This window comes from Streptococcus toyakuensis (assembly GCF_024346585.1).
In the GTDB taxonomy this organism is placed as follows: domain Bacteria; phylum Bacillota; class Bacilli; order Lactobacillales; family Streptococcaceae; genus Streptococcus; species Streptococcus toyakuensis.
The window spans coordinates 1,816,775-1,835,990 of the sequence record NZ_AP024523.1 but is presented as its reverse complement, the minus strand read 5'-3'; the positions used below and the strand labels follow the sequence as shown (position 1 = coordinate 1,835,990).

The following is a 19,216-nucleotide window of genomic DNA, read 5'->3' as shown; positions in this document are numbered from 1 at the left end:
AGCCTTATTCTATGTGCTTTCGAGTATTTTTACTGTAGGAAGATACTTCACGTTTCTTTGCATATTTCCTCATGTCTTAGCTGTCAGAAGTGGTAAATAAGTAGTAAATTCATTTGTACTACTAAGCAACAAGACGCTCCTGTTGCTTCTCTTTATTCAAGCGTTTCATTTCTGCCATTGCAGAATCGAATGTTGCATGTGCGTAATAGTTCAGCGTCATGGCTATATTAGCATGTCCCATAATGTACTGTAATGCCTTTGGATTCATTCCTGCATTTGCATAGTTGGTACAGAATGTATGTCGCAAACTATGTGGAGTGATGTGTGGCAATTTATCCTCGTTATACTTATTGTATTTCTTAACAAGACCTTTCATCATGCCGTTGTAATCACTTGCCACTTTTGGATAGTTCTTTCTATTAAGAAAGAGGAAATCACTATATCCATCAATCTCAACACGCTTATCATTCTTTCGATTCGCTAACACTCGCTTAAATGCTTGATAGGCTTCTTCAACCATAGGAACTTGACGTTCGCCACTTTTGGTCTTTGGTGTTTCAATGTAGTACCCAATTTCAGTATCTCTCAATAGCTGATGGTCTATATTGACAAGACGATTCTCAAAATCTAAATCTGGAAGTGTCAAACCACCAAACTCTGAAATACGAAGACCTGTTTTTAAGAGTATCAGAATTTCATCATAATTTTTGCTGTAGGTTTTATCAGCTTTTGCAAAGGCTAACAGTTTTTCTTCCTGTTCTTCTGTTAGTACGGTCTTAGGGACAGTATCATCATCAAGAACTGCTTTCAGTTGAAAGTCAAATGGATTCTTCCGAACACAATCATCTTGTATAGCAATATAGAATGAAGCCTTTAAAGAACGTTTGTAGTTATTGATGGTTTGATAAGCATAACCATTTTCACTCATTCTAATAGCCCATTCTTTAGCGTCTGATGGCTTAATACTGTCAATACTTCTTACACCTAACTTGTCTTTCTTCAAAATATCCATAAGATATTTGCGTCCAGTTTCAGTGTTTTTTCTAACCTTTGGTCTTTGAGCGTTCTGTTTTGCGTAAAGCTGGCAGAGTGTCATTTTCTTTCCTACAACATCAATACCATCATGAATGTCTTTCTGTAACTCTGCGATTTTCTCTCTAAGTGAGATACAATCACGCTTTCCTGCTGGTACTCGGTCTGTAGCCACAAGTTTCCACGAGTAAACAAATTGCGGTTCTCCAAATGAATCTATATATTTGTATAAGTATCTTCCGTCTTTTCGTTGGCTCTCTCCAGTCTTTAAGATTCGACCTTTATTGTCACGTCTTTTTTCTGACATGGCATTTGCTCCTTTCCTTTATGGAAAGAGCCTTGATACGACTTAATACTATTTTATCATATACAAGACCCTTTGGCGACGCTAGATTGCGTCCAATGTATCTATAATTTTTTCAAATTGTTTTCGTTTAACCTGAATACGATTGCCATTCATAATCAGCCAGTTTGCATTTTTATTTTCTTCTGCCAAACGACGCAGCTTGTTTTCGCCAATACGAAAATATTTTGACGCTTCTTCAATAGTTAGGGTATAACGCTCCCAAATCGGAATGTCAGTCTGCTTCATAAAATCCTCCTTTCCAAATCACTTATTTGGATTTCATAAAAGTTGTTTTACCAGCAATCGAACAGCTTTAGCAAAGCTCACGGGAGTTCCACCCCTGCATGGTTCTCATGTAGCCATACTCATTGCCTGCGACGGTTTTATCACGCTCGGACTATTGACTGTATGGGAGTATCATTATCACGATAAGAATGTCGTTGCAGGCAATCCTGCTAAAGATTGCTTCTCGGATCACTAACATGAATCGCTCGCTATCTTTATAAGATAGGTCATGGCGGTTAGTTCCGTTGGCTCTTTTCTTATCGAAACGTATTCGATTACTTTTATTCAGTTTTCAAAGAACAATGGCTCGTTAGCCTATCAAAACACATTGAAAGCTCAATATGCTTTGGTGGAATAACAAACCTCCCTGTTCGGGAAGCGTGGAATGGTTTAGCACGCTTCCACGAAAGGAGAGAGGATATTACTTAATTTCAAATGACAAAATCTTTGTAATCAGTCTGGTTTCCATTCTTCCACGTAAGACTTCATCAACGACCATACTTTGATTGCCATATTCATCTTTCATAAGTCGTAGGGAACGCTTCGTTATGTACCCTCTGTAATGATGTAGAATCTGGTTAATCGCTTCGGTATCGCCATCTGTTGCCTTTACAATGAGAGGAAAGGGAATCATAGGATATTGTGTTTTCATTCTTCAAATTCCTCCATAAACTTTTTAATTAAGGCTAGTCCACTGGTTCTATGCCGATAGACAGTAGAACGGTTCAATTTCAACAGGTCTGCAATTTCTGAATCGCTCATGTCCATAAAGTAAAACAGCAGTAGAATTTCACGTTTCTTGTCTGGCAACTCACGTAATGCTTCACTCAACAAATCATTTTCAACGCCTACTGATAACCCATTGAGTGTAAAAATCTGAAAGTCAGTTGAATAGTTATCTGTTGTCGCAAACTGGCTAACAAGATAATCGCCAACATCCGAAAAGGACACCTCACGCTTTGCAATCCTTGAAAGATAAAGCATATAATTCTTTCGCTCGTCTTCCATAGCACGTTTACAGATATAGTCAAACTGATTTTCTATTGTGGTCTGAAAAGAAGATGGTTTCATGTTTCTCACCCCCTTTCTGTCTAGGAAAGGAAGTGAGCCTTGCTCGTTTATCTCCTTTCACTCTTAGTCCCAATGTGAAAGGGGGATTTGTTGCATTACTGATAAATAAACTTTGTAAAAAAGTTCTGAATAGCCAAAAAAGCATATAAACAGATTTATTTCTCTGTTTACATGCTTCTGTTATTCTATCTATATGATTTATAAAACCACATTGGTGGACGTACTTATCTATTGCAGATAGACGACTTTTTTTGACAAGAACCCAATGTAAGGAAATTTATTGTATATGATGTACTTCATGGCGACGTTGACCTCCAACAAACCGCCATTTGGAAGTAATATACAATATTTTAACAGTGTAAATAGCACTACCATATAACGGTTTTTTTTATTGGCGTTTAGTAGTGCTTTTTATTAAATATAAACCTATAAACCATATAACACGTTTTTCTATACCTGTTTTTAATTCAGTAGGAACAATAAAATGTATAGAGGTGGTCTACTATGCGTAAAAAAGAAGATAAATATGATTTTAGAGCCTTTGGTTTAGCCATTAAAGAAGCTCGATTGAAACGAGGTTTAACTCGTGAACAAGTGGGAGCATTGATTGAAATTGACCCACGGTACTTAACTAATATTGAAAATAAAGGGCAACACCCCAGCATACAAGTTCTTTATGACCTTGTATCGTTACTTCATGTTTCCGTTGATGAATTTTTCTTACCTGGGGTCCCGAGCGCTTAGTGGGAATTTGTATCGATAAGGGGTACAAATTCCCACTAAACCAATGTTTCAAGGCCTATTTATTTTTTATATTCAATTCTCTTAAGTGTTTAGGAATAGATAACAAGTCAAATTTATACTCTCCAAGAAAAGTGATATGCTCCCAATTAATAGGAGATACATGCTTCATATACTTAGTTACTTCGGGATCTATTTTGACGAGATAATTATAAGCTGCTTGTAAGTAGACGGCGTTCCATATACTTATTGCATTTATTAACACATTAAGCGCACTAGCACTTTGAAGTTGTCGGCGAATATCGCGCTCCATAAATTTTCCGCGTCGCCCAAAAAATAGTTCTCTAGCTAAAGCATTAATCGCTTCTGTCTTATTTAGTCCATGAGTGATCCTTCGCCGTAGCTCACTATCTGTAATATAATCTATCATAAAAATGCTCTTTTCAATGCGACCTAGTTCTCTCAGTGCAAGAGCTACTCTATTCTTACGTGCGTATGAGCCTAGCTTTCCTAATAGTAAAGAACTAGATACTTTTCCTGTTTGAATCGAATAGGCGATTCGTTTAATTTCATCATAGTTTTCTTCAATAATTTTTACATTGATTTTTCCGCTTATATCTTCTGATAAGTTAGGGTAGTAGGAAGGTGATTTGATAGAAAATAATTGTGATTTTTTTATATTTCTGATGCGAGGTTCAAAATCAAAGCCTAGTAATGCGGTCATTCCAAACACCTGATCAGAATACCCATTTGTATCAGTAAAATGTTCCTCAATATCTAGATCTGTTTCATGATAAAGTAGGCCATCAAGGGTATGAGTAGCTTCCCTTGTATTAGTTGAAGCAACCTCGATATGATGAGTCGTATGCCTATCATTTATTGATCGAATCATTGTAGCTCCTTTTTCCATACTTTTGTAATGTGGATTAACATCGGATTTTAGAGCTGAGACGCCCACTGGGACGCGCATTCCGTCTGAAGCAGTGGTTTTTCCTTCACCCCAAAAGTCTGCAACAGGAAGCTTTAACTGATAATTAACCAAAACAGATTGAGCACGAGTCAGAGCTTCTTTATAAAAGCGCCATTGTTTGGCATTGGCTAACTGAGAATAAGAAATTCCAGGAGTTGATTGGGCCATTTTTTCAAGACCAATATTCATCCCTAAACCCAGCAAAGCAGCAAAAATAATTTTTCTTTCTTGTTCACTCGGCGGTTTCCCTGTAGAATCATGACTAAATTCTTGTGAAAAGTTGGTCCAACTGTCCACCTCAATTAAAAGATCACTAAGCCTTATCTTAGGAATTATTGAATAAAGTTTTTTTCTATATATTTCTGCTTCGCTAGGTGTAACTTTTTCCAACTTTTTAAGGTTTGCTCTTGAAATTCTCTTATCAACTGTCGAATAAAATTGAAGCTGTAAATCTAAAATTATTTCCCGATCCTTTAAATAGTCCTCAAACGTGTCTGGAATAGTTTCTGAATCAATACAAGCAGATAAATCAACTAAGTAATCATCAATATTTCGATGGATCATACTTCCTTCAACTGAAATATCTCCTGATCGAATATTGTTCTTTAGCTCGGTGAAAGCTACTAACTCATAGTAAGACCGATCTATTTTCCCCTCTTCTGGCCGAACAAGGCTTTTCCATTTTTTACTCACAAAATCAGTAGAAGTATCTGCCGGTATTTTTCTTTTACCACTATTGTGTAAATCAGTTAGTTGAGTTAGGGCCATGAGGACTGGATTTGCTGCCGGAGTTGCTTTGAACGAAAGGGTCCTCAATAACATTGGCGTGTATCTTCGGAGGTAATTAGCTTTATTTCGAACCATTTCTAAATAGCCATGATTTTTATTACCTGTAATTTTTTTAGCTTCTTCTCCATCTTGTACTAAATCTTCCCAAGGCATGATTCGTTCAATTTCGTCAAAAGGATTACTATCATTATCTTTTGCAAAGTGAAGAGCATCAATTAAAGAAGCATAATGTTCCAATTTTTTAGTAGCCAATTTTCCTTTTTCTTTTAACTGTTCTTGTGAATCACGTGTCCCTTTGCGTTTAATACTTGCTAAAATGCGGTCATTAATCTCAATCAGTTGATCGATCAGATATTGATGATGATTGACTAAAAAAGCAATAAGTAAAGAGTATCTTTTTTCAAGCTCAAAACGGGAGAAGTCATATGCATCATAATTTTCCCCTAGTCTAGCTAGCTGAAGAAACCTGTTCCGATTAATATGGGAGACATTAATTGTCCCGAGTCCCATGGAAGCAATCACTTCCACTTTTTTACAAATACTCATAAAGCTTTCTGGATTTGCCTTACCTGGAATGTCTTTTAGCCAAGCGAGTTTAGTTATTTTCGTCTCTTCATAAATTTGAAACAAACTCTCTAGTTTTTCAATTTGTATATCTGTTAATGAACAGAGTAATATTGAAAATAAGTTGTTTTCTGCTTTATCTCGACAGCGGCTTATAATGTCTTCAAGTGTAGCTATAGATGGAAAAATAATTCTTTTTCGAGTTAAGAAATCAATTGTTTTTTTCATTAGATAGATAGAGTCATCATTTTCTAAAGCTAGTTCAATTAAATATTCTATTAACTGTTTTTGTGTATTAGCACTACCGAATCGATGATAGTTGAATACTTCTAAGATCTCGTTGAAGTGATTTGCACGTGTATTTCTATGATCATATGAATTTAAATCAATTGCATCAAGATGGAGCTGTCGACTCACATAAGAAGTTAGTCTGGTTGATTTAATCGGCCAATTACTTAAAGAACACCCAGGATACCGGGCCAAACAAAGTTGTATCGCAAATCCTAGTTTATTGACCTTTCCACGGTGTTGATTAATAACCTCCAGATCATAATCAGAAAAACTAAAATACGCTTTAAAATCCTCTTCTGATAAGTGGTCTACAGAAAGAAGTTGTTCACGCTGTGAAGTAGTTAAAATTCTTTTCATAGCCATATCTTAAGCATTCCTTTTATTGAGGTAACGGTAAAAGGTTGTTTTGCTTAATTTAGAGGCATCAAGAATTTGACGAATAGAATACTCTTTGCTGTCATACATTTTTAAAGCTAAATCAATTGATAGCTTACCTTTACTTGGACGGCCCCCTTTTTTTCCTCGGACTCTGGCTGCCTTAAGACCAGAGTTAGTTCGTTCAATAATAATATCCCGTTCCAGTTCTGCTAAACTAGCCATAACTCGGAAAAAGAATCTTCCCATAGACGTTGAAGTATCTACGTTATCTTGAATAGATATAAAATTGACACTAAGTTCTTCAAATAATTCAGAAAGTTCAATCAAATGTTTAGTTGATCGTGAAATTCGATCTAACTTGTAAATGACAACAGAATCTCCTTCACGTAGTAGGTTGATCATTTCTTCTAATTGCGGTCGGTCTTTTTTCGCACCAGTTACTTTTTCTTGAAATAATTTATCAATTCCATAATGAGTAAGTGCATCAATTTGTAAACTAAGATTTTGATCATCCGTACTCACTCGAGCATAGCCAAAAATCATAAAAAAACCTCCTTAATTTTATAATTTAAATGTACCATAACTCATTAAGTATAACTATATAGGAACTATGAAAAAGGAACGGATTTTGGTACTTGATTTACTTAAAAAACATTTAGAAAAAGCAGGAAAATGAAAAGGTACCATAAACGGTCGTTTATGGTACCATTCAAATTTATCCTTATTGTACAAAATAACAGCGAAATTTTTAAATCTATTCCTTATCGATACAAATTCCCCGTAGGCGCTAGGGACCTCTTTAGCTCCTTGGAAGCTGTCAGTAGTATACCTAATAATTTATCTACATTCCCTTTAGTAACGTGTAACTTTCCAAATTTACAAAAGCGACTCATAGAATTATTTCCTCCCGTTAAATAATAGATAACTATTAAAAATAGACAATACTTGCTCATAAGTAACGGTACTTAAATTGTTTACTTTGGCGTGTTTCATTGCTTGATGAAACTGATTTTTAGTAAACAGTTGACGATATTCTCGATTGACCCATTTTGAAACAAAGTACGTATATAGCTTCCAATATTTATCTGGAACATCTGTGGTATGGCGGGTAAGTTTTATTAAGACACTGTTTACTTTTGGTTTAGGATGAAAGCATTCCGCTGGCAGCTTAAGCAATTGCTGAATCGAGACTTGAGTGTGCAAGAGCAACCCTAGTGTTCGGTGAATATCCAAGGTACGCTTGTAGAATCCTTCTTCAACAATCAGATAGATGTCAGACGCATGGCTTTCAAAAACCACTTTTTTAATAATTTGTGTGCTTAAATGGTAAGGAATATTCCCAACAATTTTATACCTCTGTTTGTTAGGGAATTGAAACTGTAGAATATCTTGGTGAATTAAAGTGACACGAATGTTCAGTTTTAATTTTTCTGACGATAAGTTGAATAGATGACTGTCTAATTCAATAGACGTTACCTGTTTACTTATTTTAGCCAGTTTCGTCGTTAAATGCCCTTTACCTGTTCCAATTTCGTAAACGGTATCGGTTTCTTTTAAATTCAATTGTTTTATTATTTGGTTGAGTACTTTTTCACTCGTTAAAAAGTTTTGAGAATATTTTATATTTTTGTTCATGTAATCACTCCTGAAGTGATTACATCTATAAATAAATACAGAAGTTAAACGATTTGTTTGTAATTTTAGTTATCTGTTTAAAAAGTCATAAGATTAGTCACTGGTAGGAATTAATCTAACGTATTTATTTATCTGTGTAATCACTGTTTTTAGTCTGTTTCAAAACAGTAGATGTTTTATCTACATTACGCATTTGGAATACCAACATGACGAATCCCTCCTTCTTAATTACAAATTTTTAGCATCTAATTTAACTTCAATTCCTATTATACAAAATTTTAAGATAATGCACCACTTTTTTATAATTAAAACGGTTGAAAACTGTACCACTAATAACTCACAATAGAGAGATGTCACCGTCAAGTTAAATGTACAAAATAACAGCGAAATTTTTAAATCTATTTCTTATCGATACAAATTCCTCGTAGGCGCTCGGGACCCCTACCTGCTAATAACTTGGTAAAAAGCACCCGACGATTACAGATAGAGAAATACATGGATAGCTTTACAGACAAAGAACTATCCTTAATGGAATCTTTAGCCAGCGGTATCAACGAAGCAAGAAACATCGAAGACTAATTAAAAGAATCCATACATAACGGAAAGAGCCGATAAAATGAGATTGTATTAATCTCATTTTATCGGCTCTGCGTCTTTGCGTCTGGCTCTGTAATCACAGTTACTTTGAACTGCTTTATTTCAATTAAATTTTCTTGTCTGCATTTCGGACAATAGAGGGGGAATTTTTTTAATTCAGTATCTTCCCTTATCTTTAATCGTGTTTTATTTCCACATACAGGACACAATATCCACTTGTAGTTTATAATAACTATCTCCTCCTTTACACTTTAATTCAAATCTTTATTAAAAAATATTTCATCTTATTTAACAAGAAACCATATTTATATAACAACATAAAATACACTAAGTTATTTTATTGAACATATATCGTACTTTATCTATCCGACTATTTGGACGACGGGGCTGGCAAACAGGTTCACCGGTAGTAACATGGTACCCTTTTAACTCTGTTAAACAAACACTACGTCCATTTGTAAAGAAAGTTAAATCACTACGATATTCTTGAATACACCGAGCAGGGATTTCTCCACTAAGAATGACCTCATTATTTTTCAATTGAGTGTCTACGATGTTCGCACAATATTTAGGAGCATCGTTGTATGCTCGTGAAAGATATTCCTGTGGCGCATAAATTTTAAAACTAAGATATGGCTCTAACAATTCTGTTCCAGCTTTTTTTAAGACTTGTTCCAATACAATAGGAGCAAGCATCCGAAAATCTGCTGGGGTACTAACAGGGCTATAGTATAAGCCATACTTAAAACAGATTTTACAGTCCGTCACATTCCAACCATATAATCCTTGTTCGCAACCATAGCGTATCCCTTCCATAACTGCATTTTGAAATGATTGATTTAAGTATCCAAGAGAAACCGAGCTCTCATACTGCATTCCACTTCCCAACGGAAGCGGTGATACAGATAAACCAATGGAAGCCCAGAAAGGATTTGGCGGCACTTCGATGTGAATGGTATACTCTGCTTTTTTTAACGGTCTTTCCATATAAATGACTGTAGGCTCTTTTATTTCTATCTCCACATGATACTTTTCTTGCAGCAGAGCACAAGTCACTTCCATTTGTACTTTCCCTAAGAAAGAAAGTATGATTTCATGTGTCGTAGAATCCACGTAATATCGTAGAAGCGGATCACTATCTGAGATTTCCAAAAGGGCATCAAGCAACATTTCTCTCTGTTCAGGTTTACTCGGTTCAACAGTTGTTTGTAGTAGAGGGTGCGGATTTTCAATCTTTTTTCTCTGTGGCAATAGCTTTGTATCTCCAAGAACACTATTTAACTTCAAAAACTCATTCTGCAAAATAACAATTTCCCCGGAATAAGCCTTATCGATTTTACATAATTCACCATTTATTGAAGTATACATTTCTGTAATTTTTATTTTTTCCTTTTCCGATATTCTAACCGAATCTCGCAAATGCAGTACGCCACTATAAAGACGTATATATGCAAGACGCTGTCTTTTTTCCGAATACTCAATTTTGAAAACTTTTCCGCAAAGTTCAGACTGACCTCGATGTGTTGATGAATAAAATTTATTAGTAATAACTTCTATAAGGTTATCAATCCCTATATTACTTTTTGCACTTCCATGATAAAGAGGGAACAGAGAACAATTCTGAAATCTTATGCTTTCCTCTTGTTCGAGTTCCAATGCTTCTAATGATTTACCGGACATATATTTCTCTAAAAGGTCATCGTTTCCCTCTATTACCGTATCCCATTGTTCAGATTCGGTAAAGTTCGTCACACACATATTAGGATACAGTTCTACCTTCTGTTTGATTACAATTTCGGCAGAAAGTTTCTCTTTAATATCCTGATAAACCGTTGATAAATCAATTCCATTTTGGTCAATCTTATTGATAAAAAAGATTGTGGGAATCCCCATTTTCCTAAGTGCATGAAATAATATACGAGTTTGTGCTTGTACGCCATCTTTTGCAGAAATCAGTAGAATTGCCCCATCTAAAACTGATAATGAACGATATACTTCTGCTAAGAAATCCATATGTCCTGGCGTGTCTATGATGTTCACCTTCGTATTTTCCCACTGAAAAGAGGTTATTCCTGTCTGAATTGTAATTCCTCTCTGACGTTCTAAAAGCGTATTATCCGTCCTCGTTGTACCTTTGTCCACGCTTCCTAATTCTGTAATCGCTCCACTGTTATATAATAAGCTTTCTGTTAAGGTAGTTTTTCCTGCATCAACATGAGCTAAAACTCCAATATTAATAATTTTCATGTGATTTTCCTCCATTCAAAAACCCAAAAGGGCATAAAAATCCCAGTGATAAATACTTTTATCACTGGGATTTTTATGCATAACCATAGGCATACAAAGCATACAGATATTCTCCGGATACTTTAGAATCACATGATAAAGGTATTCTTAAACTGGGTACAAAAAACTAAGCCCTCCTAAAAAAGGACATCCAATTATTTGTTCCCACTATCAAATTGACAGTTTATTTAAGAATACCTTGCCGCATATTTATTAACTCCTTTTAAATAGATACTTAAATAATAGCACATAAGAGCATATTTGTAAAGGAATCTCCAATTTTTTATCAAAGAGAGTACGTGATTACAAAATAGCTGTAATAATGTACCAATATTTGTTATTCTATAATCTTCCAATTACTCCCGTTCTTTTCAAGTACCAAATCAAATTGAGATACCTGCGTTGCTTTGGTCTGCTGGTCGATATACTCCACTGTCAGCGATACCGTGACTTGATTATCCTTACGATTGTGAATAGGATTTACCAGTTCTTGAAAGATGTACTCTTTTCCGATTGGTTTTAATATCCCGTCATTCACATAGTAGGAAAGTTCACTGGCTGTCGCTGTAGGATAGAGCTTGAAGAACGTCGTTAAAAACTCATTGATTTCATTGGTTGTAATGGAATCAACCGTCCCCTCACTTTCAATGGCTTTTGGTTTATAACTTGATTTCTTAGGTATGTTGGTAATGGTCGGATTCTTAACCAGTACCATATTTCCAGAACCATCTACATAGACACTCACTATATAAGCAGAGTGGACGGTCTTTGTATTTTCTCCCTCTGTAATGAGCTGGTCTACACTGTAGGTTACATTAAACTCATTGTCGCCAGTTGGCTCTACCGTCCATATCTGAAATCCTCTTACAGAAGACGATACAGGAATATCTTTGCGTACTGTATCAACATTGAGAGCTTGAAGTTCATCTGTCAGATAGCCTTTTAGACTTTCCATTCGATTATCAATGGACTTATCGGATTGCTCCCATGAATAGTAGACTTTCGCAAAGTTCTCTACAAAATTTTCTACATGATGAGTATCAACGTATTCCTTTTCTATGATAGTTGTTTCGTGAATAGTATGAGTATCTATAGCTGTAAAGTGCTTGAATATCGCAAAGCTGAAACTAAGCCCTAAAAGTACCCACAAGGCAATCACAACCTTTTTATGAGGATTGACCTTATAGACACGAGGTTTCTTTTCCTTTGGTATCTGTTTTTCTTTATTCTGATTTTTTCTAAATTTCATCATTAAATCTTCCTTTCTCATTGTTTGATTCGTCCTGCTCCCACTAAATGCTGTTGCCAGTAGGGGCTTGTTAAGTCGGCATAACCGATTGGGTCGCCTGCATGAAACATACGGTTATTGCCAAGGTATATCCCAACATGAGTAATATAAGAGCCAGCGTTATAGGTAGAATGAAAGAAAACCAAATCGCCAGCTTGTGCTTCCGATAGTGGGATATGCTGGGTCACATCATATTGCTGTTGTGCGGTTCGTGGTAAGTTAATTCCAGCTTTTCCATACGTCCATTGTGTCAGTCCGCTACAATCAAAAGAAGTAGTCGGGGAAGCTCCACCGTAAACGTATCGCCAGCCCTCATATTTCAGTGCTTCGTCCATGATGGCTTGTACCGTATCATCATCAAACTCTGTTGTGACAAGATACTGCGTTACCAGTTGCACATAAAACATATTGCCATAGTTGTATCGCCAGCCCCCATTGATAGGTATGGCTATGGGATTGGGGTAAGACACTTTTTCGCCACCTGAATACTCTTTTGAGAAACTTTGAGCCAGTTCAAAGGTATATTTATTTCCACGATTAGCCACATACCCTAAGAAACCACCACCATAATTGTAGGACTGGATAACCGATTCTAAATCTACACTGAGCCTTTCGCTACTGGCTAATAATTCACTGAAATACTTCACACCTTGCTTAATGGATTCTTCTGTACTCAATGAATTAGGTGGAAGACCGAGGGATTCCGAGGACTGCATAACATCTTCCGCAGTATCGCCCGATTCCACCTGTATAATCGCAAGAAGTATGTTGACATATTCTTCAACGCCATATTCTTTGGCATATTTTTCTACCATAGGCTTATGAGCCAGCACTTCTGCGGAAACATTCACACCTCCATAATGAATATTGGAAATTCCGCTGTCCTGTTCATCTGAAAATAAAATGGCAACAAACAGAAGCAGTGAGAAGACCATCAAGAATAATCCAGAACCACCAATCACTAAAGTTTTCAACTTCATGGTTTCTTACCGACTTTCTTAATGGTGGCGGTTTTGATTGGTGGTCTACTTCTTGTATTTTGTAGTGGTACTCTTTGAACAGTAGACGGACGTTCTTTTGTGATTGGACGTTGTGAAGTTCTATCTGCTGTAGTGGTTGAAGTTGCTGGCTTTTGAACGGTTTTTTCTTGAACGGTATTGCCTTGGCGTTCCACTTTTGGACTTGAAAAATCGGACTTAACTGCTGGACGCTCTTGTTTGGCTTGTTGAGATTCCTTATATGAAGTCTGAATATTAGACTGTTTTGAGGTCTGTTCATCATGATATTGTTCTTGTCTTGTAGTCGGTCTTTCATGAACAGAAGAAGCAGGCTGTTTTTTCTGTTTGACCTGTTCCATTTCAGAGCGACGCTTCGCAATGGTTTTTCGCCTTTGTTCCTGCTGTTCCTTGCGTCCACTGGCTCTGTCCGCTTTGGTTTGAGAAATACTACTGGTTAAATCACGGACATTCTCTTTTACTTTGGATTTTCCTTGATATACTGCATATCTTGCATTGGTCGGCAAATCTTTAACCTGTTCTTTCAAACCACTAGCAGTGTCTACCATTCTGTCTTTGGTATCAGCTACTGTACCGATGGTTTGACCGATACGTTTTCCAAGTGTTGATTTTTCCTTTCCGTCTGGTCGGGAGTGATCTGCTTGTGTCCTTGCAGAACTCCCCGAACCCGACTGTCCTTTTTTACCTGTAACAATGGCAGACCCAGCCCCTAGAGTAGTCATGGAACGTCCAAGTTTCCGCTGTAGACGGTGCATGTGAGCGTGCATAAGCATACGAGGTTTTCTCATCACACGACTTCCCACACTTTGAGAATCGTTACTCTGTAGAGAAAACATACTCATTAAATCGCCCAGCTTGAAGTAGATTCCTGCAAAGGTCACAATCTGTAGAAAAGCAATCAAAAAGAACGGATAACCAGCCGATAAGGTATAGAGCATGGTTGAAATACTAAATGCTGTCGTAATAATCAATGTGATTCCAGCTCGTGTCAAAATGGTATTAAAGAGCTTTGTTATGGCTCGTTTTGACATACCATCAAATGATGGAATCATGCTTAAAATAAAGCTCACAGGCAGAAACATAGCATAGATGATAAAAAGTACCTGCGAGAAAATCATGATTCCTGTTAATAGGAATACAAATATGGAAATCCCAATATTGAAGACAAATAGGAAGAAGACTGTACCTAAACGGTTAATGGTCTTTGTAATGGTTAGATTGGTATTGCTTCTGTCTTCAATTTCTTCCGCAACAATTTTTTCTCTGTCTTCGCCATTGTTGGAATCTGGGCTGGTGGAGAGCAGGCTTTCCACACGGTCAATACCGATACTTTCAATGTCTGAACTGTTGTATTGAAGCAGTAGCCACGGTTGCTGAACCTGTATGGAAAACAGGCTATCTCTGATTAAGTCCACGCTGTCCTTGCCTTGACTATCGGAATGGGGCATGACAATCTTCGTGCCAAGTGATAAACTGGCATTACTGATGTCTGATGAAAAGTCATTGATTTTTTTAATGTAGTCGGGAGCGTAGGCAATAAAGGAAGCCGATAGGATAAACACCAGCACAAAATTCATAATGGCATGAATTGCCTTTGTGGTTTCTCTCTTTATCAGTCCCGTATAGGCAACATAAACCCCAAGAACCAAAATCAAGAGTAAGAGGAATCCAACATAGAAACCCTCTGTTGAAAATCCGTTTGCACTCACACCAGCTAAGGTCTGCATATTCTTACCAATGGAATCTGCTGTAGCGGAAATGAAGTCTAAGGAATAGGCTTCCTGTACTAAGTAACCTGTCGCATTGGAAACATACAAACTGATTGTCCAAATAAAATTGGTAATGGCATATAGTCCATACATGACCTGTTTTCCAATCCCGTCCGACCAGTTCCACGGAAGCCAGCCCCAGCTATTATCCACATAAAAATCCAGTTGATAGTTTTCAAGTGGGTATCGGCTGTATTCATTTGCCACATTGACCGTATCATCTACCAAGCCCGCAGCTTGAACCACCGTTCCCAGCATGGCTAAAAGAAAAATGGCAATCACAAGTGTGAAAGCCACTGTCATTGCCACTTTACCTAGACGTTTCAGCGTCCAGTTTGATTTTATTCTGTTTACTATTGATGGTTTCACATTTACACCTCTTTTCGCACAGGTGGTCTGGTATCAAAGGCATGGAGCAGTTCTTCAAATACAGGGTGGAACTGTATCACACCGACACGACCATATAAATCACTGATAAGGCATTGCCCGTTTTCCAAATCACGCAATCGCTTCTGATTGTTTTCGTCCTCTGGGTCTACACCAAAAAAGGCTAAGGTCTTTTTAATCTCGTTAAGGTCAGTGGAACGAAATGCAAATTTTAAGCCGAGGTTATTTTTCAGTTTTTCATCTAAGAGGTCGTCTGTATTTTGGGTCACGAAATATACCCCAGCGTTCATAGCACGACCAGCCCGAACCAGCTTCATAGATAGTGTTTTTCCTTGTGCTACCTGTAAAAAGCTCCATGCTTCGTCTAAATCTACAATCTTGAAAATGCTTCGGTCTGTATGGATAAAGTCTAAAGCAAAGGTACTAATGACAATCAGCATAGCAACGGATAAAAGCTCCATAGTGGTATATTCCTCAAAGGAAGTTTCCTTGTCGGGAAGTACCAAGTCCGCAACCTGTATAATGTTCAGTTGTTTTTCTAAGCTGATAGACTGCTCCACATAACCATTACTGAATAATAAATGTGCAAAGTCATAGTCTGTAAAACTTTCGATATGGTCGGCTATACTGGTACTTAGTGGCGTATTCTCAACCCGTAATTCCTCAATCACTTTCATCAACCCTCGTACTTCACTATTGGTTACTGCACGAATGGCTTTTCTAAGGATTGGGAAGCGTTCCCCATCACGAGAGGAAATCCCCGTAAGGAATGTCAGAATATCAATAGCCAGTGATTCAGAATCTTTGGGATTTTTCATAATCACATAAGGGTCAAGTAAGCCTTTGTTTTTCTCATCAGAAGTCAGAGTGACGATATTGATTTCATGGGAAATCTCTGGCAAGGTTTCTTTCCATCTGCCACGTTCTGCTTTTGGGTCTACAATCACTGCTTGTGCCCCATAAAGCACCGCATAATAGACGATAAGGTTATTCGCAAAGGATTTACCACCACCCAGCGAACCAACAAAAGCCGACGCTAACGCATTGGTTACTGAACCCTTAACCCCTTGACTGGCAAGAGCAGGTTTCAGATAGACATTGCGTCCAGTATCTAAGCTGTAGCCAACATAAATCCCCTCATTTTCCCCCAGCATTTGAGTAGCACCAAAACCTAAACCAGCGAGGAAATCAGAGGTCACGTATTGAATATAATCATTCATATAACGCTTGCTGGCAGGTAAAAATTCTTCATGTAAGCCGAGCATATCCCCAAATGGTCGTACCAGTTTTACGCTTAAATCGTCATAAAAATCTTTCACTTCATTACAACGACGTTTGAGTTCGTCAAGATCATTTGCTGATACCCTTACCACATAAGACAGCTTGTACATAGATTCCTTGCTTTGGTCTAAATTGGTTTCCAGCTCATTCACACTTTCCAGAGCTTCCGCCACATTGGAGCTGGTTTCATTATCACTTTGCCAAGCGTGGTTATCCAAGTCTTTCAGTTCTTTCTTTTTATTGCGGACAGTAGATAGGGCTTTACGATTCGCTACAATTTCCACATTCATTGACGTATCAATCGGGAATGTAAATTGCTGTTGCTGGTAGTAGAAGATTTCAGAGGACGGGAAGTCCAGTTCTCCGACAATGCTGTTAATGGTAAAGTAAGCTACATAGACGGTTTCATCTTCCTGCTGGATTTTCAAATATCGCTGTTTTTCTTCCACCAAACAGCGAGTAGGCTTAATCAAGTCATAGTATTTAATCAGCGTTTCATTATCCAGCTTTTTCTTTGATAGATGGTACTCATACTCTTCATAGGCAGTGCCTGTCTGTCCGTAAAGGTGTTCAATCAGATAGCCGAAGTCGTCCTTATCTAACCTGCGGATTTTGAAACGACGAGAGATTTTATTTTCTAAGAGCTTTTCCATCTTCTGAAAACGCAGGATTTCATCATTACTCATACTAACAAAATCGCCCATCAGCTTATGGTTCACATCATAGACAAAATCAGACAAAGCATTTTTTGCTTCAACGGTAAGACTTTTCATAGAAAACTCCTGATCGTTGAGAAGCAACTTAAAGCCGATAAAGAAACGGTAGTTCACTTGATTTTCGCCAATCATGGATATTAAAGCGTCTGTCTGTTGGTCGATTTTGTCATAGGCAACCGCTTTGAGCTTGCCAGTGACTTCATTTTTGGAACGCTCTTGTGCAGAACGTATGCTGGATTCTGTACTGATTTGTAAAGCATGAATTTTGCCATCACGATTTTGTGCGATAAGCTGTCTGAAAGAATCATGCACTTGTATTTTCTGTTCTGGACTTAGAAATGAGTAATTGTAAGGAACAAGCTCATAGTAAGCATAACATTCCCCGTCTTTATTCCAGACGAGATTGTTTTCAATGTATTTAATTGGATATGCCATAAAATTCACTCCTAACTGCTGTAATGGCTTCTTGTGGCTGGTTTCTGCCAAGCGTTACTTTTTTCCTGCATAGGTCAGCTTTGGTCGCAGTGCATAAGCAATGACAGACTTCAAAAATCCATAAGGCTTTTTACCATCAAAAGTTTTTGTAGACATAAACCATGTGAAAGCCACAGGAATCCCAAAGTATTTGAGAAATGCTCCCTCTATCATGGAAAGAGGGGGCAAGTTGCCAAGTATCATCACTGCAAAGGGTGACACGACAAACCATGTCATTTGCGTAAAGGTTATGGGAAACGGAAGTCTAAAATCATTGATAGAATACAGTACCTTTTCCACAGACCAGATACTGGTATAGCTTCGTATTTTCTTCATGTAATCAATCCTTTCATAAAAAATAGGGGTAGCTGATTGAGCCACCCCGTAAAATAGAAAATCTGCCAGTAGTAATGTACCGACAGATTTAATAGACGATTTCAAAAATCCCATGATTGGTTGAGATAAACGTTCCTGAAAGGTCTAAATCCCGACCATAGGCTTGATAATCAATATAGTTTTGAAGACTAGCTGGTACTTCGCCTAAAGCACCCGTTTCTTCAATGTAGTAGCGTGCCACGTCATACATATCATCACAATCGGAATGAATGATAATATCCTCTTGATGTTCGCTTAGTTCTTCAATGCTTGAAAAATGAGTGAGCAGAGCAGATAGCTCCGATTGTAATTCTTCGGGTAATTCCGATACCATTTCCCATAGTCGATTGAGTTCGCCAATGGAAGTGTATTCGTCAACCGTAAAGGGTAACTCGTAGTCATGAATGGCGTATTCCTCATATTCATCATTCAAGCCGATTTTCTCTTTGACTTCCTCAAAGTCAATGGGAAAGGTAAACCACGCACCGACCAATTCGCCCTCATTGTATTTGCCTAAATTCGCAATATAGACTTGCATATCGTCCATATATTCACGTCCTTTCTTTGTAGAGATTCAAAAATCCCTACCGCACTTCGTTTGGTGTACCATTCCTTTGCGGAACATAAGAAAACCACTTATATTCCACAAAAGAACGGTTTTATTTAAGCACCAATAATGCGATTGAATAGCTCTAGTAAAATGTCTTTTACTCCAGCAGCGTTGAAGACTAAGCCAACCGCAATAATCGCAATAATTAAAAAGCCAATCAGTTTGCTAAACTCACGCTTGAAGCCAAGATACAAGCCAATCACAACGATTGCTAAAAGCACCAGTGATTGAGCGTTTGATAGAAACCAGTTATAAAGGTTTTGTCCAAAATTCATAAAAATGTTCTCCTCTCTATATTCAATGAATTTGTATTTG

17 protein-coding genes and 3 pseudogenes are annotated in these 19,216 nt (G+C 37.4%); 2 read left to right on the top strand and 18 right to left on the bottom strand.

What is annotated here, in order from left to right:
- Positions 1-121: 121 nt before the first annotated feature.
- The 4 genes from STYK_RS09135 to STYK_RS09115 form a co-directional block, all read right to left on the bottom strand.
- On the bottom strand, positions 122-1,339 hold the full coding sequence (locus tag STYK_RS09135) for a tyrosine-type recombinase/integrase (protein ID WP_001291561.1): 1,218 nt from the start codon (positions 1,337-1,339) through the stop codon (positions 122-124).
- Between the two features lie 81 nt (positions 1,340-1,420).
- Complete coding sequence (locus STYK_RS09130) at positions 1,421-1,624, bottom strand: excisionase (RefSeq protein WP_061825251.1); 204 nt, start codon at positions 1,622-1,624, stop codon at positions 1,421-1,423.
- 460 nt (positions 1,625-2,084) lie between these two features.
- Positions 2,085-2,315: a helix-turn-helix domain-containing protein gene (locus STYK_RS09120; protein WP_000857133.1), complete on the bottom strand. Its 231-nt coding sequence runs from the start codon at positions 2,313-2,315 to the stop codon at positions 2,085-2,087.
- A complete protein-coding gene (locus STYK_RS09115; protein ID WP_000804885.1) occupies positions 2,312-2,734 on the bottom strand; it encodes a sigma-70 family RNA polymerase sigma factor in 423 nt (140 codons plus the stop codon). The genes STYK_RS09120 and STYK_RS09115 overlap by 4 nt, the downstream gene beginning before the upstream one ends.
- Before the next feature lie 504 nt (positions 2,735-3,238).
- Here STYK_RS09115 and STYK_RS09110 point away from each other — a divergent pair.
- A pseudogene (locus tag STYK_RS09110) lies at positions 3,239-3,460 on the top strand (helix-turn-helix domain-containing protein); the annotation flags it as partial.
- A 73-nt stretch (positions 3,461-3,533) separates the two neighbouring features.
- Here STYK_RS09110 and STYK_RS09105 read toward each other — a convergent pair.
- From STYK_RS09105 to STYK_RS09090, 4 genes are all read right to left on the bottom strand, one after another.
- Entirely contained in the window at positions 3,534-6,452 is a 2,919-nt protein-coding gene (locus tag STYK_RS09105; protein WP_001240982.1) for a Tn3 family transposase, read from the bottom strand.
- A gap of 3 nt (positions 6,453-6,455) precedes the next feature.
- The gene (locus STYK_RS09100; RefSeq protein ID WP_000576156.1) at positions 6,456-7,010 is read right to left on the bottom strand and encodes a recombinase family protein; all 555 of its coding nucleotides are present in this window, start codon (positions 7,008-7,010) and stop codon (positions 6,456-6,458) included.
- A gap of 354 nt (positions 7,011-7,364) precedes the next feature.
- Positions 7,365-8,102, bottom strand: a complete 738-nt coding sequence (gene erm(B), locus STYK_RS09095) for a 23S rRNA (adenine(2058)-N(6))-methyltransferase Erm(B) (protein WP_001038790.1) — start codon at positions 8,100-8,102, stop codon at positions 7,365-7,367.
- A gap of 124 nt (positions 8,103-8,226) precedes the next feature.
- The gene (locus STYK_RS09090) at positions 8,227-8,310 is read right to left on the bottom strand and encodes a 23S rRNA methyltransferase attenuation leader peptide (RefSeq protein WP_001865637.1); all 84 of its coding nucleotides are present in this window, start codon (positions 8,308-8,310) and stop codon (positions 8,227-8,229) included.
- Positions 8,311-8,543: 233 nt separating this feature from the next.
- On the opposite strand from STYK_RS09090, the pseudogene STYK_RS09085 reads away from it, so the two are divergent.
- Positions 8,544-8,681 (top strand): annotated as a pseudogene (locus STYK_RS09085) (XRE family transcriptional regulator); the annotation flags it as partial.
- Between the two features lie 59 nt (positions 8,682-8,740).
- Here the strand turns inward: STYK_RS09085 and STYK_RS09080 are convergent.
- The 10 genes and pseudogenes from STYK_RS09080 to STYK_RS09035 form a co-directional block, all read right to left on the bottom strand.
- Entirely contained in the window at positions 8,741-8,908 is a 168-nt protein-coding gene (locus STYK_RS09080) for a cysteine-rich KTR domain-containing protein (protein ID WP_000336323.1), read from the bottom strand.
- Positions 8,909-9,026: 118 nt separating this feature from the next.
- The gene (gene tet(M), locus STYK_RS09075; protein ID WP_261804926.1) at positions 9,027-10,946 is read right to left on the bottom strand and encodes a tetracycline resistance ribosomal protection protein Tet(M); all 1,920 of its coding nucleotides are present in this window, start codon (positions 10,944-10,946) and stop codon (positions 9,027-9,029) included.
- A 15-nt stretch (positions 10,947-10,961) separates the two neighbouring features.
- Positions 10,962-11,009, bottom strand: a pseudogene (locus tag STYK_RS10285) (hypothetical protein); the annotation flags it as partial.
- A 313-nt stretch (positions 11,010-11,322) separates the two neighbouring features.
- Positions 11,323-12,255 (bottom strand): conjugal transfer protein, encoded by a 933-nt coding sequence (locus tag STYK_RS09065; RefSeq protein ID WP_001224318.1) that lies wholly within the window; start codon positions 12,253-12,255, stop codon positions 11,323-11,325.
- Positions 12,252-13,253 carry a bifunctional lytic transglycosylase/C40 family peptidase gene (locus STYK_RS09060; RefSeq protein ID WP_261804925.1) on the bottom strand — a complete coding sequence of 334 codons (1,002 nt, stop codon included), beginning with the start codon at positions 13,251-13,253 and terminating at the stop codon, positions 12,252-12,254. Before STYK_RS09060 ends, STYK_RS09065 begins: the two co-directional genes overlap by 4 nt.
- On the bottom strand, positions 13,250-15,427 hold the full coding sequence (locus tag STYK_RS09055; RefSeq protein ID WP_000804748.1) for a CD3337/EF1877 family mobilome membrane protein: 2,178 nt from the start codon (positions 15,425-15,427) through the stop codon (positions 13,250-13,252). The genes STYK_RS09060 and STYK_RS09055 overlap by 4 nt, the downstream gene beginning before the upstream one ends.
- A gap of 2 nt (positions 15,428-15,429) precedes the next feature.
- A complete protein-coding gene (gene tcpF, locus STYK_RS09050) occupies positions 15,430-17,877 on the bottom strand; it encodes a conjugal transfer ATPase TcpF (protein WP_000331160.1) in 2,448 nt (815 codons plus the stop codon).
- Between the two features lie 54 nt (positions 17,878-17,931).
- Positions 17,932-18,252, bottom strand: a complete 321-nt coding sequence (locus tag STYK_RS09045; protein WP_447466036.1) for a conjugal transfer protein — start codon at positions 18,250-18,252, stop codon at positions 17,932-17,934.
- 88 nt (positions 18,253-18,340) lie between these two features.
- Positions 18,341-18,838: an antirestriction protein ArdA gene (locus STYK_RS09040; RefSeq protein ID WP_000342539.1), complete on the bottom strand. Its 498-nt coding sequence runs from the start codon at positions 18,836-18,838 to the stop codon at positions 18,341-18,343.
- Positions 18,839-18,954: 116 nt separating this feature from the next.
- A complete protein-coding gene (locus STYK_RS09035) occupies positions 18,955-19,176 on the bottom strand; it encodes a hypothetical protein (protein ID WP_001009056.1) in 222 nt (73 codons plus the stop codon).
- Between the last annotated feature and the right edge of the window lie 40 nt (positions 19,177-19,216).